17 protein-coding genes and 1 pseudogene are annotated in these 19,249 nt (G+C 60.2%); 5 read left to right on the top strand and 13 right to left on the bottom strand.

The annotated features are described in order from the left end of the window. Window positions 1-3: 3 nt before the first annotated feature. The 8 genes and pseudogenes from RVM27_RS15650 to RVM27_RS15615 form a co-directional block, all read right to left on the bottom strand. Window positions 4-1,270, bottom strand: a pseudogene (locus tag RVM27_RS15650) (aminotransferase class V-fold PLP-dependent enzyme). A gap of 14 nt (window positions 1,271-1,284) precedes the next feature. Next, on the bottom strand, window positions 1,285-2,625 hold the full coding sequence (sufD, locus tag RVM27_RS15645) for a Fe-S cluster assembly protein SufD (RefSeq protein ID WP_016914266.1): 1,341 nt from the start codon (window positions 2,623-2,625) through the stop codon (window positions 1,285-1,287). Then, complete coding sequence (gene sufC / locus RVM27_RS15640) at window positions 2,622-3,371, bottom strand: Fe-S cluster assembly ATPase SufC (RefSeq protein ID WP_039179419.1); 750 nt, start codon at window positions 3,369-3,371, stop codon at window positions 2,622-2,624. The genes sufD and sufC overlap by 4 nt, the downstream gene beginning before the upstream one ends. Before the next feature lie 39 nt (window positions 3,372-3,410). After that, on the bottom strand, window positions 3,411-4,853 hold the full coding sequence (gene sufB, locus RVM27_RS15635) for a Fe-S cluster assembly protein SufB (protein WP_227406654.1): 1,443 nt from the start codon (window positions 4,851-4,853) through the stop codon (window positions 3,411-3,413). A gap of 69 nt (window positions 4,854-4,922) precedes the next feature. After that, window positions 4,923-5,387: an SUF system Fe-S cluster assembly regulator gene (locus tag RVM27_RS15630; protein ID WP_016914269.1), complete on the bottom strand. Its 465-nt coding sequence runs from the start codon at window positions 5,385-5,387 to the stop codon at window positions 4,923-4,925. A gap of 233 nt (window positions 5,388-5,620) precedes the next feature. Beyond that, window positions 5,621-5,962 carry a zinc ribbon domain-containing protein YjdM gene (locus RVM27_RS15625; RefSeq protein ID WP_287804980.1) on the bottom strand — a complete coding sequence of 114 codons (342 nt, stop codon included), beginning with the start codon at window positions 5,960-5,962 and terminating at the stop codon, window positions 5,621-5,623. A gap of 94 nt (window positions 5,963-6,056) precedes the next feature. Next, window positions 6,057-6,533, bottom strand: a complete 477-nt coding sequence (locus tag RVM27_RS15620; protein ID WP_287804981.1) for a YbhB/YbcL family Raf kinase inhibitor-like protein — start codon at window positions 6,531-6,533, stop codon at window positions 6,057-6,059. A 53-nt stretch (window positions 6,534-6,586) separates the two neighbouring features. Beyond that, on the bottom strand, window positions 6,587-7,354 hold the full coding sequence (locus tag RVM27_RS15615; RefSeq protein WP_287804983.1) for a hypothetical protein: 768 nt from the start codon (window positions 7,352-7,354) through the stop codon (window positions 6,587-6,589). Between RVM27_RS15615 and RVM27_RS15610 the strand changes: the two genes are divergently transcribed. Next, the gene (locus tag RVM27_RS15610; protein ID WP_498941633.1) at window positions 7,353-7,814 is read left to right on the top strand and encodes a flavodoxin family protein; all 462 of its coding nucleotides are present in this window, start codon (window positions 7,353-7,355) and stop codon (window positions 7,812-7,814) included. The genes RVM27_RS15615 and RVM27_RS15610 overlap by 2 nt on opposite strands. 83 nt (window positions 7,815-7,897) lie before the next feature. Here RVM27_RS15610 and fadA read toward each other — a convergent pair whose 3' ends face one another. Together fadA and fadB are read right to left on the bottom strand one after the other, a co-directional pair. Then, the gene (gene fadA, locus RVM27_RS15605) at window positions 7,898-9,076 is read right to left on the bottom strand and encodes an acetyl-CoA C-acyltransferase FadA (protein WP_287804987.1); all 1,179 of its coding nucleotides are present in this window, start codon (window positions 9,074-9,076) and stop codon (window positions 7,898-7,900) included. Between the two features lie 24 nt (window positions 9,077-9,100). Then, window positions 9,101-11,287, bottom strand: coding sequence for a fatty acid oxidation complex subunit alpha FadB (fadB, locus tag RVM27_RS15600; RefSeq protein WP_287804989.1), 2,187 nt, complete (start codon window positions 11,285-11,287; stop codon window positions 9,101-9,103). 291 nt (window positions 11,288-11,578) lie between these two features. Between fadB and RVM27_RS15595 the strand changes: the two genes are divergently transcribed. Both RVM27_RS15595 and slyA read left to right on the top strand, forming a co-directional pair. Next, entirely contained in the window at window positions 11,579-12,736 is a 1,158-nt protein-coding gene (locus RVM27_RS15595; RefSeq protein WP_287804990.1) for a DUF5924 family protein, read from the top strand. 71 nt (window positions 12,737-12,807) lie between these two features. After that, window positions 12,808-13,266, top strand: a complete 459-nt coding sequence (gene slyA / locus RVM27_RS15590; RefSeq protein ID WP_287804992.1) for a transcriptional regulator SlyA — start codon at window positions 12,808-12,810, stop codon at window positions 13,264-13,266. A 29-nt stretch (window positions 13,267-13,295) separates the two neighbouring features. Here the strand turns inward: slyA and RVM27_RS15585 are convergent, their stop codons facing one another. Then, complete coding sequence (locus tag RVM27_RS15585; RefSeq protein ID WP_039179390.1) at window positions 13,296-13,829, bottom strand: hypothetical protein; 534 nt, start codon at window positions 13,827-13,829, stop codon at window positions 13,296-13,298. Between the two features lie 141 nt (window positions 13,830-13,970). Between RVM27_RS15585 and RVM27_RS15580 the strand changes: the two genes are divergently transcribed. Continuing rightward, entirely contained in the window at window positions 13,971-14,423 is a 453-nt protein-coding gene (locus tag RVM27_RS15580; RefSeq protein ID WP_016914281.1) for a universal stress protein, read from the top strand. Window positions 14,424-14,487: 64 nt separating this feature from the next. Here the strand turns inward: RVM27_RS15580 and RVM27_RS15575 are convergent, their stop codons facing one another. Beyond that, the gene (locus RVM27_RS15575; protein ID WP_287804995.1) at window positions 14,488-16,407 is read right to left on the bottom strand and encodes an ATP-binding cassette domain-containing protein; all 1,920 of its coding nucleotides are present in this window, start codon (window positions 16,405-16,407) and stop codon (window positions 14,488-14,490) included. Window positions 16,408-16,560: 153 nt separating this feature from the next. On the opposite strand from RVM27_RS15575, the gene RVM27_RS15570 reads away from it, so the two are divergent. After that, window positions 16,561-17,574, top strand: a complete 1,014-nt coding sequence (locus RVM27_RS15570) for an AraC family transcriptional regulator (protein WP_089675842.1) — start codon at window positions 16,561-16,563, stop codon at window positions 17,572-17,574. 4 nt (window positions 17,575-17,578) lie between these two features. On the opposite strand, the gene RVM27_RS15565 is transcribed toward RVM27_RS15570, so the two are convergent. Next, the gene (locus RVM27_RS15565) at window positions 17,579-19,231 is read right to left on the bottom strand and encodes a fatty acid--CoA ligase (RefSeq protein ID WP_475312042.1); all 1,653 of its coding nucleotides are present in this window, start codon (window positions 19,229-19,231) and stop codon (window positions 17,579-17,581) included. Window positions 19,232-19,249 lie beyond the last annotated feature (18 nt).

Raw genomic sequence — 19,249 nt, 5'->3', positions numbered from 1 at the left:
TCCTTAGCGTACCATTTGGATCACACGGTTCAGCGCCGCAACGAACGCATCGACCTCTTGCAGGGTATTATACGCTGCAAACGAGGCACGACAGGTAGCCTCGACGCCAAAATGGTGGAGCAGCGGCTGAGCACAGTGATGCCCCGTGCGAATCGCCACGCCCAGCTGGTCGATCAATAGCCCGATATCCTGAGAGTGGGCACCGTCCACCACGAACGACAGCACTCCCGCCTTGTGCGGCGCCGTGCCTAGAATACGCAGTCCGTCGATGTGGCTGACGGCCTGAGTGGCATGGGTCAACAGCACGGCTTCCCAGTCGCCAATGGCCTCGACCCCCACGTCCTCTATCCACTGCAGCGCACGCCCCAACGCAATCACTTCCGCAATGGCGGGCGTGTTAAACTTCGAACTTGTGGGGAATGTCCGCGAAGGTCGTGCCCACGTCGAACGAGACGGTCTTGATCATCTCACCGCCCCCCTGCCAGGGCGGCATGGCCTCCAGCAGCGCCGCCTTGCCATACAGCACGCCCACGCCCGTGGGGCCATACACCTTGTGACCGGAGAAAGCGTAGAAGTCGGCGTCGATGTCCTGAACATCCACTTTTTGGTGCGGCGTCGCCTGGGCACCGTCGACCAGAATCAGTGCGCCCTGCTGATGGGCCAACGCAGCCATTTCCTTGACCGGGTTGATGGTACCCAGCGCATTGGACACATGATTCACCGCCACCAGCCGGGTTCGCTCGTTGAGCAGTGTGCGATAGGCGTCCATGTCCAGCGCACCATGAGCGTCTACCGGGATCACCTTGATGGTGAAACCACGCTCGGCGGCCAACAGCTGCCAAGGCACGATGTTGGAGTGGTGCTCCAGCATCGAGATGAGCACTTCGTCGCCCGCCTGCAGCTGGCTTCGCCCCCAGCTCTGGGCGACCAGATTGATCGCCTCAGTGGTGCCCCGGGTGAAGATGATCTGGCGAGCATCCTCGGCATTGAGAAAGTCCCTGGCGCGATGACGTGTCGCTTCGAACGCGGCCGTCGCCTCATCCGCCAGGGTGTGCAGCCCACGGTGGATGTTGGCGTTGTAGCGAGCGTAGTAGTCGCCAAACACGTCGATGACCGCCTGGGGAGTCTGGCTGGTAGCAGCATTGTCCAGATAGACCAGCGGCTTGCCGTGCACTTCCCGCTGGAGCACGGGGAATTCGCGGCGCAGGGCCTCGATATCGTAGGCGGCAGTGCTGGCCGTGGTCGCTTTCTCAATCACGCTCTGGGGCATGGGGGACTCCTTGATTAATCGTTCAGCGCAGCCGCTGCTTCCACCAGCCCTGCCAGGTTGAAGCGCTCGGGCAGTTTGCCTGCCACCGCCAGCTCGACTCGCTCGGCAATGGCATCCAGCGTGACCTGTTCCAGCACTTCACCGGCAAAGGCCAGCGTCAGCAGGCCACGCGCCGTGGCTTCGTCGATACCCCGGGTACGCAGCGCATAGACGGCTTCTTCATCCAGCTGGCCCGTGGTGGTGCCGTGGGAGCACTTGACGTCATCGGCGTAGATTTCCAACTCCGGCTTGGCGTTGATTTGCGCGCGGTCGGAAAGCAGCAGGTTCTGGTTGCTCTGGAAGCCTTCGATTTTCTGGCTGTCGCGCTTGACGTATACCCGGCCGTTGAAGACGCCCTGCGCACGGTCATCCAGAATGCCCTTGTAGTTCTCGTTGGAGAACGTCAGCGGCGCGTTGTGGTTGACTTTGGTGTGGTTATCCACGTGCTGGCGACCCTGACCGAAGAACAGCCCGTACAGGTTGCTTTCGGCGCCCTGCCCGTCCAGCTCGCAAATCAGGTCGTTGCGCACCAGCGCACCGCCCAGATTCAGGTTGTAGGAGGTGTAGCGGCTGTCGCGACTCTGCTCCACGTGGATACTGGCAATGTGCAGATCGCCAAGCGGAGCTTCCTGAAGCTTGTAGTGGTTGAGGATCGCACCACGGTCCAGCATCAGCTCACCGACCACGTTGGTGAAGTTGGCAGCATCGGCTTCCCCCACGTAGTGCTCGATCAGCGTGGCCTCGCTGCGCCCGGCCGCTTCGACCAGCACCCGAGGGTGGCTCATGACCGGCGCCCCGGCCCGTGAGAGAAACTGCAGCAGAATCGGCTTTTCCACTACCGTGCCGGGCGCAATACGCACCACGGCCCCTTCTTCCACGAACGCGGTGTTGAGCGCCGAGAAGGGCGAGAATTCCACGCCGGTCAAACGACCCAGCGGGCCACCCACCGCTTCATGGTTGTCGCTGAGCGCCTTGGAGAGCGGCATGACCTGCACGCTGGAAGGCAGACCTTCCAGGTCAGACAGCGCCGCCGAAAATACGCCATCGACGAAGGTTAGTCGATAGGCTTCCAGTGGCAGCGTCAGCGCAGCCGCCTGCGCCTGGGAGAACTCGGCGTTATCGGCCAGGGCAAAATTTCCCTGAGCAATGGCGCGTACATCGGTGTATTTCCACTCTTCATCGCGACGGGTGGGAAAGCCCATCGCCTCGAAGCGTGCGGCCCCCGCCTGGCGGCGTGCGGCCATCCAGCTGGGCTCTGCGCCACGCTGTTGGCTGCGCGCCGCCAGCGTATCCAGAAAGGTTTGTGTCTCGCTCATGCCACGGACTCCTCGATGCCTTCGTAACCGTTGGCCTCCAGCTCTTTGGCCAACGCCGCGTCACCGGTCTTGACGATACGACCATCCATCAGGACGTGGACCTTGTCAGGCACGATGTAGTCCAGCAGGCGCTGGTAGTGCGTGACCAGCAGAATGGCACGCTCTTCGGCGCGCAGGCTGTTGACCCCATCGGCCACCACCTTCATGGCGTCGATATCCAGGCCGGAATCGATTTCGTCCAGCATGGCCAGCTTGGGCTGCAGCACCAGCATCTGCAGGATTTCGTTACGCTTCTTCTCACCGCCGGAGAAGCCTTCGTTGACCGCGCGCTGCAGGAAGCTGGCATCCATTTTCATGAAGTTCAGCTTCTCTTTGACCAGCTTCATGAACTCTGGGGCGGGCATCTCGCCTTCACCGCGGGCAGCACGCTGCGCGTTCAGCGCCGACTTCAACAGGTAAATGTTCTTCACCCCCGGAATCTCGACGGGGTACTGGAAACCCAGCAGCAGGCCTGCCTGGGCGCGCTCTTCGATTTCCATTTCCAGCACGTCCTGGCCTTCGAAGGTGATGCTGCCCTGGGTGACTTCGTAGCCATCCTTGCCCGCAATGACCGCTGACAAGGTGGATTTACCCGCGCCGTTGGGGCCCATGATGGCGTGCACTTCACCGGCATTGATGGTGAGCGTCAGGCCTTTCAGAATCTCTTTGCCGTCGACGGTGACGTGTAAATCATTCACTTGCAACATAGTAATCGCCTTTTAAAAAATAGGGGGATGCCTGCGCGGTTAGCCCACCGCACCTTCAAGAGTGACGTTCAACAGTGCTTCCGCTTCTACCGCAAACTCCATCGGCAGCTCCTGGAAGACATCCTTGCAGAAGCCGTTCACGATCATGCTCACCGCATCTTCTTCCGAGATGCCGCGGCTCTGGCAGTAGAACAGCTGGTCTTCACCGATTTTCGACGTGGTGGCTTCGTGCTCGATGGTCGCCGTGCTGTTGCCGATTTCCTGGTACGGGAAAGTGTGGGCACCGCACTTGTCGCCGATCAGCAGCGAATCGCACTGGGTAAAGTTACGTGCGCCTTTGGCGCGCGGACCGATCTTGACCATACCGCGATAGGACTGATCACTCTTGCCCGCCGAGATACCCTTGGCCACGATGTAGGAGCGTGTGCCTTCACCGATATGGATCATCTTGGTGCCGGTATCCGCCTGCTGGCGCCCGTTGGTCACGGCTACCGAGTAGAACTCACCGATGCTGTCCTTGCCACGCAGTACGCAAGAGGGGTATTTCCAGGTAATGGCCGAGCCGGTTTCCACCTGCGTCCAACTGATACGCGAGCGCTCACCACGGCAGTCGCCGCGCTTGGTCACGAAGTTGTAGATACCGCCTTTACCCTCTTCATCACCGGGGTACCAGTTCTGAACGGTGGAGTACTTGATGTAGGCATCATCCAGCGCCACCAGCTCGACCACCGCTGCGTGCAGCTGGTTTTCATCGCGCATGGGCGCCGTGCACCCTTCCAGGTAGGAGACCTGGGCACGACTTTCGCAGATCACCAGCGTGCGCTCGAACTGTCCAGTATTGGCCGCGTTGATACGGAAGTAGGTGGACAGCTCCATCGGGCAAGTGACGCCTTCCGGCACGAAAACAAACGAGCCGTCGGTGAACACCGCAGAGTTCAGCGCAGCAAAGTAGTTGTCGGCGACCGGCACGACGGTGCCCAGGTACTGCTTGATCAGCTCCGGGTAGTCGCGGATGGCTTCCGAGATGGAGCAGAAGATGACCCCGGCTTCCGCCAGCTCTTTCTTGAACGTGGTGGCTACCGATACCGAATCGAATACCGCATCGACCGCCACACCCGCCAGGGCAGCACGCTCGTGCAGCGGGATACCCAGCTTCTCGTAGGTTTCCAGCAGCTTGGGATCTACCTCATCGAGGCTTTGAGGACGGTCTTCCGGACGCTTTGGCGCGCTGTAGTAGGAGATCGCCTGATAATCGATGGGCGGATAATCGAGGTGTGCCCAGGAGGGCTCTTCCATTTTCAGCCACTGACGATAGGCATCCAGACGCCACTCCAGCATCCATTCCGGCTCGCCCTTCTTCTTGGAAATGAAGGCAATGGTGTTTTCATCCAGGCCAGGTGGCAGTGTGTCGCTTTCGATATCGGTGACAAAGCCATCTTTGTACTCGCGACGAACCAACTGTTCCATTTCTTCGCTTGCCATGGTGATACCCTCCGGGCAGTTGGGTGGCGAGTTGAGCTCGCCGTCAATAAGAGTGAATGTGGTTGCGACTTACGCCGAAGCCGCCGATAGCGTAATGCTTTGAATGGGTAGCTGAACGGGCAGCTTGATGGGCGCGGTGTCGGCGAGGTGCGCCAGGGTGACGCTCTCCAGCAGCGTGCGAATGGCCAGGGAAACGCGCTGCCAGTTGTCGGCCACACCACAGGTAGCCACCAGGTCGCACTCGCCTTCCGCCTGGCTGCACTCGGTCATGGCCACGGGACCTTCGATGGCGCTGATGATATCGGCGGCGGTAATCCGCGAGGCGGGGCGTGCCAGCCGATACCCACCCTGGGCGCCGCGCTGGGACTCCAGCAACCCGGCCTTGACCAGCATTTTAAGCGTCTTGCTCACAGTCGGGTGCGGCAGCTGAACGGCTTCGGCCAGATCGGCGGCGGCATGGGAGGTGTTCGGATGGCGCGCGATTTGCGCCATCACCACCGCCGCATAGTCGGTCAGCCGAGAAAGCTTGAGCATGGTGACTCCCGTATGTAAGGCCCCGTGTGCGAGGAAGAGGCTTACCCATTAATTGGGGACCATTTTAGTCCTGTATAAAAATGATGTGAAGCCCTTCTGCAAAATCCTTCGCAAAAGTCGCTACTTCCTGGCACGTTCGCCGCTGATAACTTCAAAAAAGCCAATCATTCTCATTCATAAAAGCTATGACCGGCGACCCAGAAATGAGCATCGACCCCTGGCAGGTGGCAACATCAAGCTTTCTTGACGAAAATCGACTTCAATTTCATCGGGCCAATGCCATCTATCTTGCAGTCGATGTCGTGGTCACCGGAGACCAGGCGGATGTTCTTGACCCGCGTTCCCACTTTGACCACCAGCGAGCTGCCCTTCACCTTGAGATCCTTGATCACGGTCACCGTGTCGCCATCAACCAGCGGGTTACCGTTGGCATCACGAATGCCGGAGCTGGCGGATTCGGTTTCCTCTTCTCCACCTTTCGACCACTCATGGCCGCATTCCGGGCACACGAATTGAAGGCCGTCGTCATAGGTGAATTCAGAGGCACAGGCGGGGCAGTTGGGAAGGTCACTCATGAAAAGGCTCCATCGCTATCGGGTCATCTGCTGGACGTAGAAAGCGGTGGAGCCTACACGGCTTGGGCAAAATGCTCCAGCCTGAAGAGATAGGTCAGTCGCGCTGGTAGGTACCGACCAGCCGGTTCATGCCCAGCAGGTGCGGCTCGACGGCACGCAACAGTTCGGGCAGCGTCAGTCCTTCGGGAAGCGTGGTCGCCTTGTCCAGCGCCAGCACCCAGAAATAGTAGAGGTGGCTACCATGGCCTTCCGGCGGCATTGGACCACCATAGCCCGGCTTGCCGAAATCCGACATCCCCAAGGTGCCTTGAGTAGTATTCTCTTCCAGCGACGTCATATCGCCCGGCAAGTTGTATAGCACCCAATGCACAAAACCGTAGCTGCCCTCTTTCACCAGCGGGGCATCGGGATCGTGGCAGATCACCGCAAAGCCTTGGGTACCTTCAGGTGCTCCCTGCCAGGCCAGATCGGGTGAGATGTCCTCGCCTTCGCCGGTATGCTTGGCAGGGATGGCCTGATGCTGACCAAAGGCCGCACTGCTGACCTGCATGGAAGATAGTGCAAATCCCATTGTCATCTCCAAATCGTCGATCGTAGGTTCAGCTCATCAATGTAGCCAAACCGTTAGCCTAAATCCAACGCCGCCGCATGGCGCTGCTGCCACTCTTCGACGAGGCGCCGATTGTCGGCATTCATGCGCTCGTCCAGCACCCCCGGCAGCTGCACGGATTCCCCACGGGTCTGGAAGGTGATCAGCGGGTCTTGCGTGGCCAAGTGCAGGGCATACAGCACCAGCATCAGCTCGTAGTCATCCTGCGTATTGAGCCTGGCCAACAGAAGTGGCACTGCGGGCGCCCCGATCTCACCCAGCCGCTCAGCGGCAATGTACCAGGGGCGCGGATTATCCGGGCCACCATATTGCGAAACGAAACTGCGGTCTGCCAAGCGACTGACATAATAAGCCGCTTCTTCTTCGGGGCTGGCCAGCAGCGGCGGCACCCAATCCGTGACCGGTGAGGCGGACCCGCGCGTGGCCGACGGCGTAACAGGTGATATCGCAGGCTCCACCGCCGAAGGAGACTCCCCTGCGCTACTGGAGGGCGAGGGCTGGCCTGCACACCCCACCAACAGCAGCACGGCTGCGCATGCTGCCGCTTTCCCTACGCGCTTCCCCGCTATCTGCCCTACTCTCTTCCCCACGCTCCTGGCCTGCAGATACATGACTCGCTTCCCTTGTTGAGCTTTCAACAGATTGCCCTCTATCGTGATACTCGCCTGGCTAGCCATGACGTCAGCACGACGTTTGAGCAGTGCTTTACCAGCCGTCATGCTGCCTTTAGTGTGGCAGCTACGGGGCACACCGCCAATCGCCACTGCGCAGGTCTTTGCCATGAAACAGCTATTAATCGTCGCTCACGCCCCTTCCGTCAACACCCAGGCCTTGAGGGAAGCTGCCAGGCGAGGGGCAGAGCATCCCGATCTCGAGCATGTCGTCTGTACGGTGAAGACTCCCTTCGAAGCAGGGCCCGCCGACCTGCTGGCCTGCGACGCCGTTCTGCTCGGCACTACCGAAAACCTCGGCTACATGAGCGGTGCCCTGAAGGATTTTTTCGACCGTAGCTACTACCCAGTGCTGGATGAGAAGCAGGGCTTGCCCTGTGCGCTCTACATTCGCGCTGGCCACGACGGCACGGGCACCCAGCGAGCCGTGGAAAGCATCGTGGCCGGGCTGCGCTGGCGCTGGGTTCAGCAACCGGTGGTCTTGCGAGGCGAGTGGCAGGAGACATATGCTGCACAGGTCGAGGAGCTGGCCATGGCGTTGGCGGCCGGGCTGGATAGCGGCATGTTTTGATGCCACGCCCCCCCCTGCAAACGGCAAAACGGCAAAACGGCACCCGAAGGTGCCGTTTTGCAATCACATGGCTGGCGAGCGCGTTATTTCAAGCGCTCGAACACCGTGGCAACGCCTTGGCCCATACCGATACACATGGTCGCCAGGCCCAGGGTGGTATCGCGCTGCTGCATCACGTTGAGCAGCGTGGTACAGATGCGCGAACCGGAGCAGCCCAGCGGGTGTCCCAGGGCGATGGCACCGCCGTTCAGGTTGACCTTTTCGTCCATGGCATCGAGGAAGCCCAGGTCCTTGAGCACCGGCAACCCCTGGGCAGCAAACGCCTCGTTGAGCTCGACGGTTTGAATATCCGCTGCCGACAGGCCAGCGACCTTCAAGGCCTTTTTGGACGCGGGTACCGGGCCGTAGCCCATGATGGAGGCATCACAGCCTGCCACACCGGTCGACAGTACGCGGGCAATCGGCTCCAGCCCCAGCGCCTGGGCACGCTCGTAGCTCATCACTGCCATGGCGGAGGCCCCCACCGACAGCGCCGATGAAGTACCGGCCGTGACGGTGCCACTGCGGGGATCGAACACCGGCTTCAGGTTCGCCATGGACTCCAGGCTGGCATCGGCACGGATCACTTCGTCGTTCTTCACCAATACCTTGAAGCCGCGCTGGTCGTGGCCCTCGACACCGATGATCTCGTTATCGAAGTAGCCCTTCTCCATGGCTGCCTGGGCGCGCTGATGCGAGCGTACGCCGAACTTGTCCTGGTCTTCACGGGAGATGCCGTGCATCTTGCCCAGCAGTTCGGCGGTCAGGCCCATCATCATGGCGGCCTTGGCAGCGTACTTGCTGGCTGCCGGGTTCACGTCCACACCGTGGGCCATGGGCACGTGCTCCATGTGCTCCACGCCACCAATCACATAGAAGTCGCCCATGCCGGCCTTGATGTTGGCCGCCGCAATGTGCAGCGCGGTCATCGAGGAGCCACACAGACGGTTCACCGTTTGCGCAGGCACGCTACGAGGAATGCCGGTCATGATCGCCGCGTTGCGGGCGATGTTCATGGACTGTTCCAGGGTCTGGTTGACGCAGCCCCAGATCACATCGTCCACTTCCGACGGGTCCAGATTGGGGTTCCGGCTGAACAGCGCCTGCATCACGGCAGCGGACAGGTTCTCGGCACGTACGTTACGGAAAGCGCCGTTCTTTGCTTTTGCCATGGCGGTACGAACACCGTCCACCACCACGATATCTCTCGGATTCAAACTCATCATATTTCTCCTGTGGGTGGTGACTTAGGCCTGAGCACCGGCGGTGGAACCGGCATAGAACTGCTCGTTGTTCTTGGCCATGGCGCGCAGTTTCTCGGTAGGTGCGTAGAGCGGTCCCAACTCTTCGGCCAAGCGGTCGGCCAGAGCGACGAACTCGGCCACGCCCAGCGCATCGATGTAGCGCAGCGCGCCACCGCGGAAGGGCGGGAAGCCAATGCCGTAAATCAGTGCCATATCGGCTTCTGCGGGCGTCTCGACGATGCCGTCTTCCAGGCAACGTACGGTCTCCAGGCACAGCGGCACCATCATGCGCGCCACGATGTCCTCGTCGGAAAACTCTTTCTGCTCTTTCACGACGTCTTTCACGAGGGCATGGGCCTGCTCATCGCTGACCTTCTTCGGCTTGCCTTTCTTGTCCTCTTCGTAGGCGTAGAAGCCCTTGTCGTTCTTCTGGCCCAGGCGCTGGTTGTCATACATCACCTGAATGGCGGTTTTGCCTTCACGCGCCATGCGGTCAGGGAAGCCTTCGGCCATTACCTCGTTGGCGTGCACGGCGGTATCCATGCCGACCACGTCCAGCAGGTAGGCCGGGCCCATGGGCCAGCCAAACTTCTCCATGACCTTATCGACACGCTGGAAGTCGGCCCCTTGCTCTACCAGGAAGCTGAAGCCGCCGAAGTAAGGGAACAGTACGCGATTGACCAAAAAGCCAGGGCAGTCGTTGACCACGATGGGCGTCTTGCCCATGGCGCGGGCGTAAGCCACGGTGGCGGCCACGGCGGCGTCGGAGGTTTTCTCGCCACGAATGACTTCCACCAGCGGCATGCGGTGCACGGGGTTGAAGAAGTGCATACCGCAGAAGTTTTCCGGGCGCTTCAGATTCTTCGCCAGACGGTTGATCGAAATGGTGGACGTGTTGGAGGTAAGAATCGTGTTCTCACCCACCATGCCCTCTACTTCGGTCAGCACCGCATCCTTGACGTTGGGGTTTTCCACCACCGCTTCGACCACCAGATCGACATTGCCGAAATCGCCGTAAGAGAGCGTCGGGCGGATGTTGGAGAGTTTCTCGGCCATTTGCTCAGTAGTGAGCTTCTTGCGCTCTACCTGCTTGGAAAACAGTTTGCGAGCCTCTTTCAGGCCAAGCTCGATGGCATCGTCCTTGATGTCTTTCATCAGGATCGGAGTGCCTTTGCTGGCACTCTGGTAGGCGATACCGCCACCCATGATGCCAGCACCCAGCACGGCAGTCTGCTTGACCGGCTGCGCCTGCTTCTCGTATTTGCTGCCTTTCTTCTTGACCACCTGATCGTTGAGGAACAGCCCCACCAGGTTGAAGGCCACGCTGCTCAGCGCCAGCTTGGCGAAGGACTTGGCTTCAATGGCCTGGGCACGCGCACGGGTTTCTCCGGCCCCTTTCTGGATGACCTTGATGGCTTCCACGGGTGCCGGGTAGTGCGGGCCTGCTTTACCGGCCACATAGCCTTTGGCGGTTTCGAAGGCCATCATCTGCTCGATGGCGTTGAGCTTCAGCGGAGAGGTTTTCTCCTCGCGGCGGGCCTGGTAATCCAGCTCACCGGCATTGGCGCGGTCGAGGATGTCCAGCGCTGCCTCTTCCAGCAGCTCGTGGGGAACGGCAGCATCAACGGCGCCTACTTTCAAGGCGGCATCGGCACGGTTTTCGGTGCCACCGGCAATCCACTCCACGGCGTTATCTGCCCCGATCAGACGTGGCAGGCGCACGCAGCCACCCCAGCCTGGCAGAATGCCCAGCTTGGTTTCCGGCAGGCCAATCTTGGCTTTCTCGCTCATCACGCGATAGTCGGTGGTCAACAGTACTTCACAGCCGCCGCCCAGCGCCAGTCCATTGATCGCCGTCACGGTGGGATACGGCAGGTCTTCGATGGCGTTGAAGATATCGTGAACCTTGAGGTTCATCTCCACCAGATACTCTTCGCCCTTGTCGAACAGGCTGTGGAATTCGGTAATGTCGGCACCGACGATAAAGACGTCCTTGGCACTGCGGATCATCAGACCTTGCACACCACTTGCGGCCTGCAGCGCCTTGACCGCGTCTCCCAGCTCCGCCACCACGGCACTGGAAAGCTTGTTGACGGACTCATCTTTCAGATCGAAAGTGAGCACTGCGACATCATTGCCACCCTGGGTGTCACGACGCTCCACCGTGATGGCATTGCCTTGATAGATCATTCGCGCTCTCTCCACATAGTGTCGGGCAGGTTAGCTTCGGCGAACCCGCCGCGCATTCATACGGTCGTTTGATTACCTTAGCTTGGTGGAGTTGCTCGAGTACGTCAACCCCTGACTTTTGGCTAATCCAGCCCTCAGCATAGTCCTTGTGGGGACCTTTCATGAATCTCGGCAGCCATCAGCGGCTGCCATCATTTTTGCGTTTTTGTTCTGCAGACTGCGACGTATGCGGAAATTAGTGCGTATGCTAAGGAATCATCACACTTCACGATTGAATCGAGCGATCAGACGATGGGCACTTTATTGAATCCCGCTCGGACACGGGCCGTACAGGCCTGGGTCGAGCGTCTTGTAGAGCGCCTGAAACCATGGAGTTGGCTGTGGCCGCCCATGGCATTTGCAGCAGGCCTGGGCAGTTTTTTTCTGGTGAATCGTCAGCAGTGGCTGGGAGTGGCCCTGGCGGTGGGGCTGCTGGTGGCTTGGCTTCTGCTGCTGTCGGAAAGCCTGATCGGGCGGCTGCTGGCCAGGCGCGGCCACCCTACCCTGCCCAAGGGCATTGCCTCTTTCATTGCCCAGATGATTCACCAGGAGACGCTATTTTTCACCCTGCCGTTCATCCTGATCACCACGGTGTGGAATAGCGGGCAGACGCTGTTTGCCCTGCTGGTCATGGCCATGGCCGTGCTATCGATCATCGACCCATTGTATTACAAGCTGGCCGGACGATGGCGCAGCCTGTACTTCATGTTTCATGCGCAATGCGTCTTTCTGGTTCTGCTGGTGATCTTGCCGATCATGCTGCATCTGACCACCCGGCAAAGCCTGCTGCTGGCGCTGGTGCTCACCGTCCTGGTGGCCCTGCCCAGCTTCTGGCATCTGCTGAAGCAACGCAGCCTGGCGCGCTGGTGTGGTTTTCTTGCCTTGACCATGGTGCTGGCCTACGGCGCTTGGCTTGGCCGCGTCTGGGTGCCCCCCGCCAGTCTGTGGATGACGGGCAGCGCGCTGTCGCCTGCTTTCGATACCCAGCAGCGTGTGCCACAGGGTGCCACTCCGCTGACTCCCGAGGCCCTGCGCACCCATGGGCTCTATGTATATACCGCCATTCGCGCACCACGCGGCTTGAGCGAAACCATTTATCATGCCTGGCATCATAATGGTACGCCCATGGACCGCGTTGCCCTGACCATCAACGGCGGCCGTGAACAGGGGTATCGCGCCTGGAGCCATAAACGCAACTTCCCTGAAAACCCCGCAGGGGATTGGCGAGTCGACATCATGACCGAAGGAGGACAACGATTGGGGCTGATCCGATTCACGGTCTCGGATGACGAGCAGCAGGCCTCCATGGCCGACAGCACCATTCAGCGCAGCGGATTGAGCGCGCTAAATTTGCGGCGATTCGTGGCAGGCAGCCGCTCTGACCAGCAGGCCCCCGACGCCACCGATTAGCATAACGCCTTGCATTCAGCGGCGCAGCTTATGACAATTCGCCCACTCACATTTTCTGGTAGCTAGCGACTATGGCTTCAACTATAACTATTGGTTTTCGTATTGCCCGATTGCCCCATTTATGGCGCTCCATCATCGACCGCAGACTGGCACCGCTGGGGCTGACCCAAACGCGCTGGGTCACCCTTTATCACTTGTGGAAGCTCGGCGAAGGCAACCCGCAGTGCGATCTGGCGCGGGCCATTGGCGTCGAGGCACCTTCGCTGGTACGCACGCTAGGGCAGTTGGAAGAGCAGGGGCTGGTGGAGCGGCGCGCTTGTGACAATGACCGTCGCAGCAAGCGCATTTATCTCACCCCGGCGGCGATGCCGCTGCTGGAACAGATCGACAGCGTAGTGCTCGCCGCCCGCAAGGAGATCTTCGCCGGGTTGAGCGACAGCGACCTGATCCAGTTGGACCAGTGGCTGGCGCAAATCGAATCCAATGGTCTGGCCATGCAGGCCAGAGACCAGGACAAGCCGTCGGTATGATCCACCGGCGGCCGCGAACAGCTATCTCGTCAGGAGGGTCGACCGCCTGACGACAGCGCCTTGCCTGGGGGGCGGTCTGACAGGCCGCCCAGCGCCTCTTTCAAGGTCATGATATCGCCCAGGTAGCTGGTAAAGCGTTCGGCGGTTTGTGATTCCCACCACCATAGCGTCAAGGCGTACGAGTTGCACTCCAGCACCAGCGCATCCTGGGGCAAACGCTCCAGCAAGGTGCGCAGCGTGGCGTCGGCGCTCTCCGGCAGCGGCCGCAGCGGCGCAATACGCCACCGCCAGCCAGCATGAAAGGCTTCCAGTGCCGCGCTGGCATGGCTATCGCGCACCAGAACGAAATCCGGCCCCGGCGTCTCTTGGCCAAACCGCCACCGATAGGCTGGCATGGTGCCTTTGAAATGATGCAGCGGCGGCACGGCCATCTTGATGGTCACCCCCTGCTGCCGCGCACTGTCGCGTAGCGCCATCTGGCGCTTCTGGCGGGGGCTGGGCTTGAGCCACATCACCGGCGCCATCACGAACAGTAGAATCAGAACAATCACCAACCATTCCATTTAGCCACCTCTTGCATTGCCGTGCAGGGCAACGATTGCAAAAAACCATGATCCAGGTCGTTGTGCTGCGCCACTACCCAGCCTAAAGTAAGGTTATCTAACGAAGCTTCTCTTTGTTACATACCACCAAGGAGATACGCCATGAGCTATCACCACATTCTGGTCGCCGTCGACCTCACCAAGGACTCGCACAAGATCCTTGAGCGCGCCGTGGCAATTGCCGAACGCAATAACGGCGCCAAGCTCTCGATCATGCACACGCTGGAGCCGCTGGGCTTCGCCTACGGTGGCGACATACCCATGGACCTGACCAGCATTCAGGACCAGCTGGACGATCACGCGAAAAAACGCTTGGCCGACATTGCCGCTCCGCACGTCGAGCCCGCCGACCAGCACGTGGTGGTGGGCATGCCTGACACCGAGATCCATCGCTTTGCCGATGAGCACAATGTGGATCTCATCGTGGTGGGTTCCCACGGCCGCCACGGCTTTGCCCTATTGCTGGGCTCTACGTCCACCGGCGTGCTGCATGGCGCCCAGTGCGACGTACTGGCCGTGCGCGTCGGCAAGAAAGGCGAAAAGAGCGACGAGTGATCGCCCATGACCGACCCTAACGCCAAAGGCCCCTTACGGGGCCTTTTTTGTAGCGCCTTGAAGGCTATTCGCCGTTCGCCATCGCCTCCAGCTCCATCCAGCGCTCCATGGCCGTTTCCAGCGACTGCTGCACTTTTTCCAGGGCTTGCAGCCTGGCAGTCACGGCGGTGGCTTCCTGCTGGTAAAACCCCGGATCGCCCACTTCCTGCTCAAGCGTCTCGACTTCCTGCTCCAACCGCTCTATTTCAGCAGGCAGCGCATCCAGCTCTCGCTGCAGCTTGTAGGAGAGCTTCACGGACTTCCTGGCAGGCTCGTTGACAGGCTTTTCGACCACTTCTGGTGCAGGTGCCGATGTCGGCTCCGTCTGCTGGCGGGCAGCACCCTCCCAAGGGGCCGGGGGCAGCTTGCCGCCTTGTCGAATCCAGTCGGTGTAGCCACCCACGTACTCGCGCACGCACCCTTCGCCTTCGAAGGCCAGCATACTGGTCACCACGTTATCCATGAAGGTACGGTCGTGGGAGACCAGCAGCAGCGTGCCATCGAAGTCAAGCAGCAGCTCTTCGAGCAGCTCCAGGGTTTCCATGTCCAGGTCGTTGGTGGGCTCATCGAGCACCAGCACGTTGGCAGGCTGGGTGAACAGCTTGGCCAGCAGCAGGCGGTTGGACTCGCCCCCCGACAGCGCCTTGACCGGCTGACGCACACGATCCGGCGTGAACAGGAAATCCTGCAAGTAGCTCATCACATGGCGGTCCTTGCCGCCGACAGTGACCCGATCGCTGCCCTGCGCCACGTTGTCGTAAACGGTTTTCTCCAGCTCCAGCCCCGCCCGAAGCTGGTCAAAGTAGGCCACCTTCAGGTTGGTGCCCAGCTGTACGCTGCCTTCGCTTGGAGCAAGCTCTCCCAGCAGGATTTTCAACAGCGTGGTCTTGCCCGCGCCATTGCGACCCAGGAAACCGATACGGTCGCCGCGCATGACTTCCAGATTGACGTTGCGCAAGATGGTGTCGTCGCCAAAATAGTGGCTAACGCCCTTGAGCTCGACCACCCGCTTGCCCGTACGCTCGCCGCTGTCCACGGTCAGGTTGGCCGTGCCCTGGCGCTCACGGCGCTGGCTGCGCTCATTGCGCATCGCTTCCAGAGCCCGCACGCGCCCTTCGTTACGGGTTCGGCGCGCCTTGATCCCTTGACGGATCCAGGTCTCCTCCTGGGCCAGCTTCTTGTCGAACAGCGCATTTTCACGCGATTCGATTTCCAGCTCGTGCTGCTTGCGCTCTTGATACTCCGCGTACACGCCGGGGTAGCGGCCCAGCTTGCCACGGTCCAGTTCCAGAATATGGGTAGCCAACTTCGACAGAAAGGCACGGTCGTGGGTGATCAGCAGCACGGCGCCATTGAACGCCAGCAGTTGCTCTTCCAGCCACGCAATCGTATCCAGATCCAGGTGGTTGGTGGGCTCATCCAGCAGCAGCAAGTCCGGTTCCGACACCAGCGCCCTGGCCAGGGCCACGCGACGACGCCAGCCACCGGAGAGCGCGCTCATCTCCGCTTCGGGCGGCAGGCCCAGGCGCGTCAGCACCACGTCGATACGCTGATGGAACGACCAGCCATCAATCGCTTCCAGCCGCGTTTGCAGCGTGGCCATGCGGGTCATGTCCGGGTCGGGGTCGTTGATCAGATGCTGGTATTCCGACAGCAGCTCGCCCGCTTCGGGCAGCCCCTGGGCCACCATGTCAAAAATCGTCATGCCCGATGATTCGGGCAGCTCCTGGGCCAGCACGCCGATTTTCAGCCCCGGCGCGCGCCAGATGGTGCCGTCGTCCGCCTGGATGTCGCCTGCCACGAGTTTCAACAGGGTGGATTTACCGGTGCCGTTGCGCCCGACCAGCGCCAACCGCTCGCCCTTTTCAACCGTGAGGTCGGCGCGATTCAATAGTACCTGGGTGCCGTAAGCGAGTTGCAGCTGTTCGAGTCGTAACAGGGTCACGCAGTGTCCTCCTTCGTCGTGAGGCGCACAGTGTAACGCATGGATCACTGTAACGGTGCACTCATGTAGAGCCCGACGGTACAACGTGCTAACGTCCAGCGTGAAAGAGACAACGCCTACGGCTGTCTTGTGGCACTTACAGGGTGGAAAAACGTGACCGTTACCGTCTCCATGCACTTTGTCAACGAGCTGTTTCGTGGCTTGGCTCCCACCGGGCAAGCGGCCACGCGCTATTTGATGCTGTCTGGCATCTCCCCGTTCTTGCTCGAGGCTCCCAATGGCCGTGTAACGGTGGAACAGTTTGCCCAGCTTTACCGACTTCTGGCGGTGGAGTTCGACGATGAGACGCCCGGCTTTTTCTCTCGGCCACTGCGCTGCGGCACTCTCAAACTGCTGTGCCTCAGCATGCTGGATGCCCCCACGCTGCGTATCGCACTACATCGCTACACCCAGTTTTTTCGTATTGTGCTGGATGACTTTGGCTATTGTTTTTCCGTAGAGGGCAGCCTGGCTCGTATGGCCCTCGAGGAGCACAAACCGCTTCAGGGTAGCCACATTCTGGTGCATGAGCTGATGTTGAAGCTCTTTCACGGCATTGCTTCCTGGCTGATCGCGCGAAAAATCCCGCCCATATTGATGGAGTGCAGCTATCCACAGCCCGCCCATCGAGCTGACTATCTCTATTTTTATCCAGGCAAGGTGACCTTCAATCAGCCGAAAACGGCGGTCTATTTCGATACGGTTTTTCTGGAACATCCCGTCCGGCAACGCAAGCAGCACCTGGGGGCTTTTTTGCAGCGTGCGCCAGCAGACTGGTTTTATGTCTCTTTCGAAGACCGTATCGCCACCCATCGCGTGCGGGAGTACTTGCATCGCCACCAGCTCTCTTCCAGCACCATTCACGACGTGGCCAATGCGCTGCACGTGTCCGTCCGTACCTTGTCGCGCCACTTGCAGGCAGAGGGCACCCACTTTCAGGCGGTAAAGGACGAGTATCGGCGGGACGTGGCCATTCAGGTATTGACCCGAAGCAGGGAACCACTCTCCGCGCTGGCCGAAACCCTCGGCTTCGAGGACCAGGCCTGCTTCAGCCGAGCCTTCAAGCAATGGACCGGCAATTCGCCTGCCGCCTACCGCAAAGCGCAGACAGCAGGCACCACGCTCTGAGCCGCTAGATCTCCGTACGGATACGTTTTTTATCCAGCTTGCCTACGCTGGTCTTGGGTATTTCATCGACGAAACGTATCAATGAAGGCACTCCCCAACGGTTGAGCTTGCCCTGCGCCACGAACTGCTCCATGAAACCCTGAATCGCCTCGACGGTAGGTGGCCGATTGAGGTCGCTGGGCACGACGAGCGCTGCGGGACGCTCCCCCCACTTGTCATCCGCCACGCCGATGACCGCCACTTCAGCGACGCCGGGGCATTGACTGATATAGCTTTCCAGCTCCAGGGAGGACAGCCATTCGCCGCCGGTCTTGATGACGTCCTTGATGCGATCACTAATGGCCAAAAAGCCATGCGCATCCAGCGACCCCACATCTCCGGTGTGTAACCAACCCTCTCGCCATAGCTCTTCGCTACGCGTCTCTTCCTTGTAGTAAGCCTGGGTGAGCCAGGGCGCTTGTACGCGGACTTCCCCCACACTATGGCCATCATGAGGAAGCGGCTGACCGTCCACATCGACCACCTGCAGCCGCACGAACGGCACCGGAAGACCAGCCTTGCAGCGCCAGGGGAGCTGGCTTTCGAAGTCAGCCTCCACGACCTCCTTCGGCAAGATATCGGCCGTGAGCAGAGGACACGTTTCCGACATGCCGTAAGCGCTGCGGGTGTCGATCCCCAACGCCCAGGCACGGCTTGCCAACGCCTGGGTCAAGGCGCTGCCTCCGACCAGCACTTTCCAGCCGGTCAAATCGACTTTTTTCGTCGCGATGGCCTCCGCGCTCACCACCATGTTGAGCAGTGTCGGTACGCAGTGGGAAAAATCGACCTTTTCACTGACCAGCAGCTTCACCAGCATCTCCGGCTCGTATTTGCCCGGGTACACTTGCGTCGCGCCCAGCAGCGTGGCGGTGTAAGGGACGCCCCAGGCATGTACGTGAAACATCGGCGTAATGGGCATATACACCTTGTCTCGGTTCAACAGCTCGAAGCCAGGCGCCTGAAACGTGCTGGCTTCGCCCAGCGTGTGCAACACCAGCTGACGGTGAGTGAAGAACACCCCTTTCGGGTTGCCGGTCGTGCCGGTCGTGTAGAACAGCGTGGCCACGCCATTTTCATCGAACGTGGGGAAATCATAATGGCTGGGCTGGTCAGCCAGCAGGGCCTCGAACTCCCCCGCCAGTGGCAGCGACGTCGAGACGTCACGGCGCTCTTCCTGACAAAGCACGTAACCACGAATCTCGGGCAGTTGCTTCGCCAACGGTTCCAGCAGAGGCACAAAGTCCTCATGCACCAGCACGAAGACGTCTTCCGCATGCTGCATGGTGTAGAGAATCTGTTCGGGTGCCAGGCGGACGTTCACCGTGTGCAGCACCGCGCCTATCATGGGAATGGCGAAGAAGCATTCCAGATAGCGGTGGCTGTCCCAATCCATCACCGCCACCACATCTCCTGCCTGCACTCCCTGCGCCGTCAACAGATGGGCCAGTTGATGGACTCGCTCTTGAAAACGACGGTAGTCGTGACGGCCTTGATCGCGGTATACGATCTGATTATTGCCCGCCATGCGAACGCCAGACTCCAACAGATCCTTGATCAGCATGGGCGGGTTGGTGGCGGAGGATGTCGAAGGAAGCAGTTTTGGCGTTATCGTCGGCATAAAACGTACCTTTGATTG

This window comes from Halomonas sp. KM007 (genome assembly GCF_050709225.1).
In the GTDB taxonomy this organism is placed as follows: domain Bacteria; phylum Pseudomonadota; class Gammaproteobacteria; order Pseudomonadales; family Halomonadaceae; genus Vreelandella; species Vreelandella hamiltonii.
Note: the sequence above shows the minus strand (reverse complement) of the source record. Positions and strands in the feature narration are given on the sequence as shown.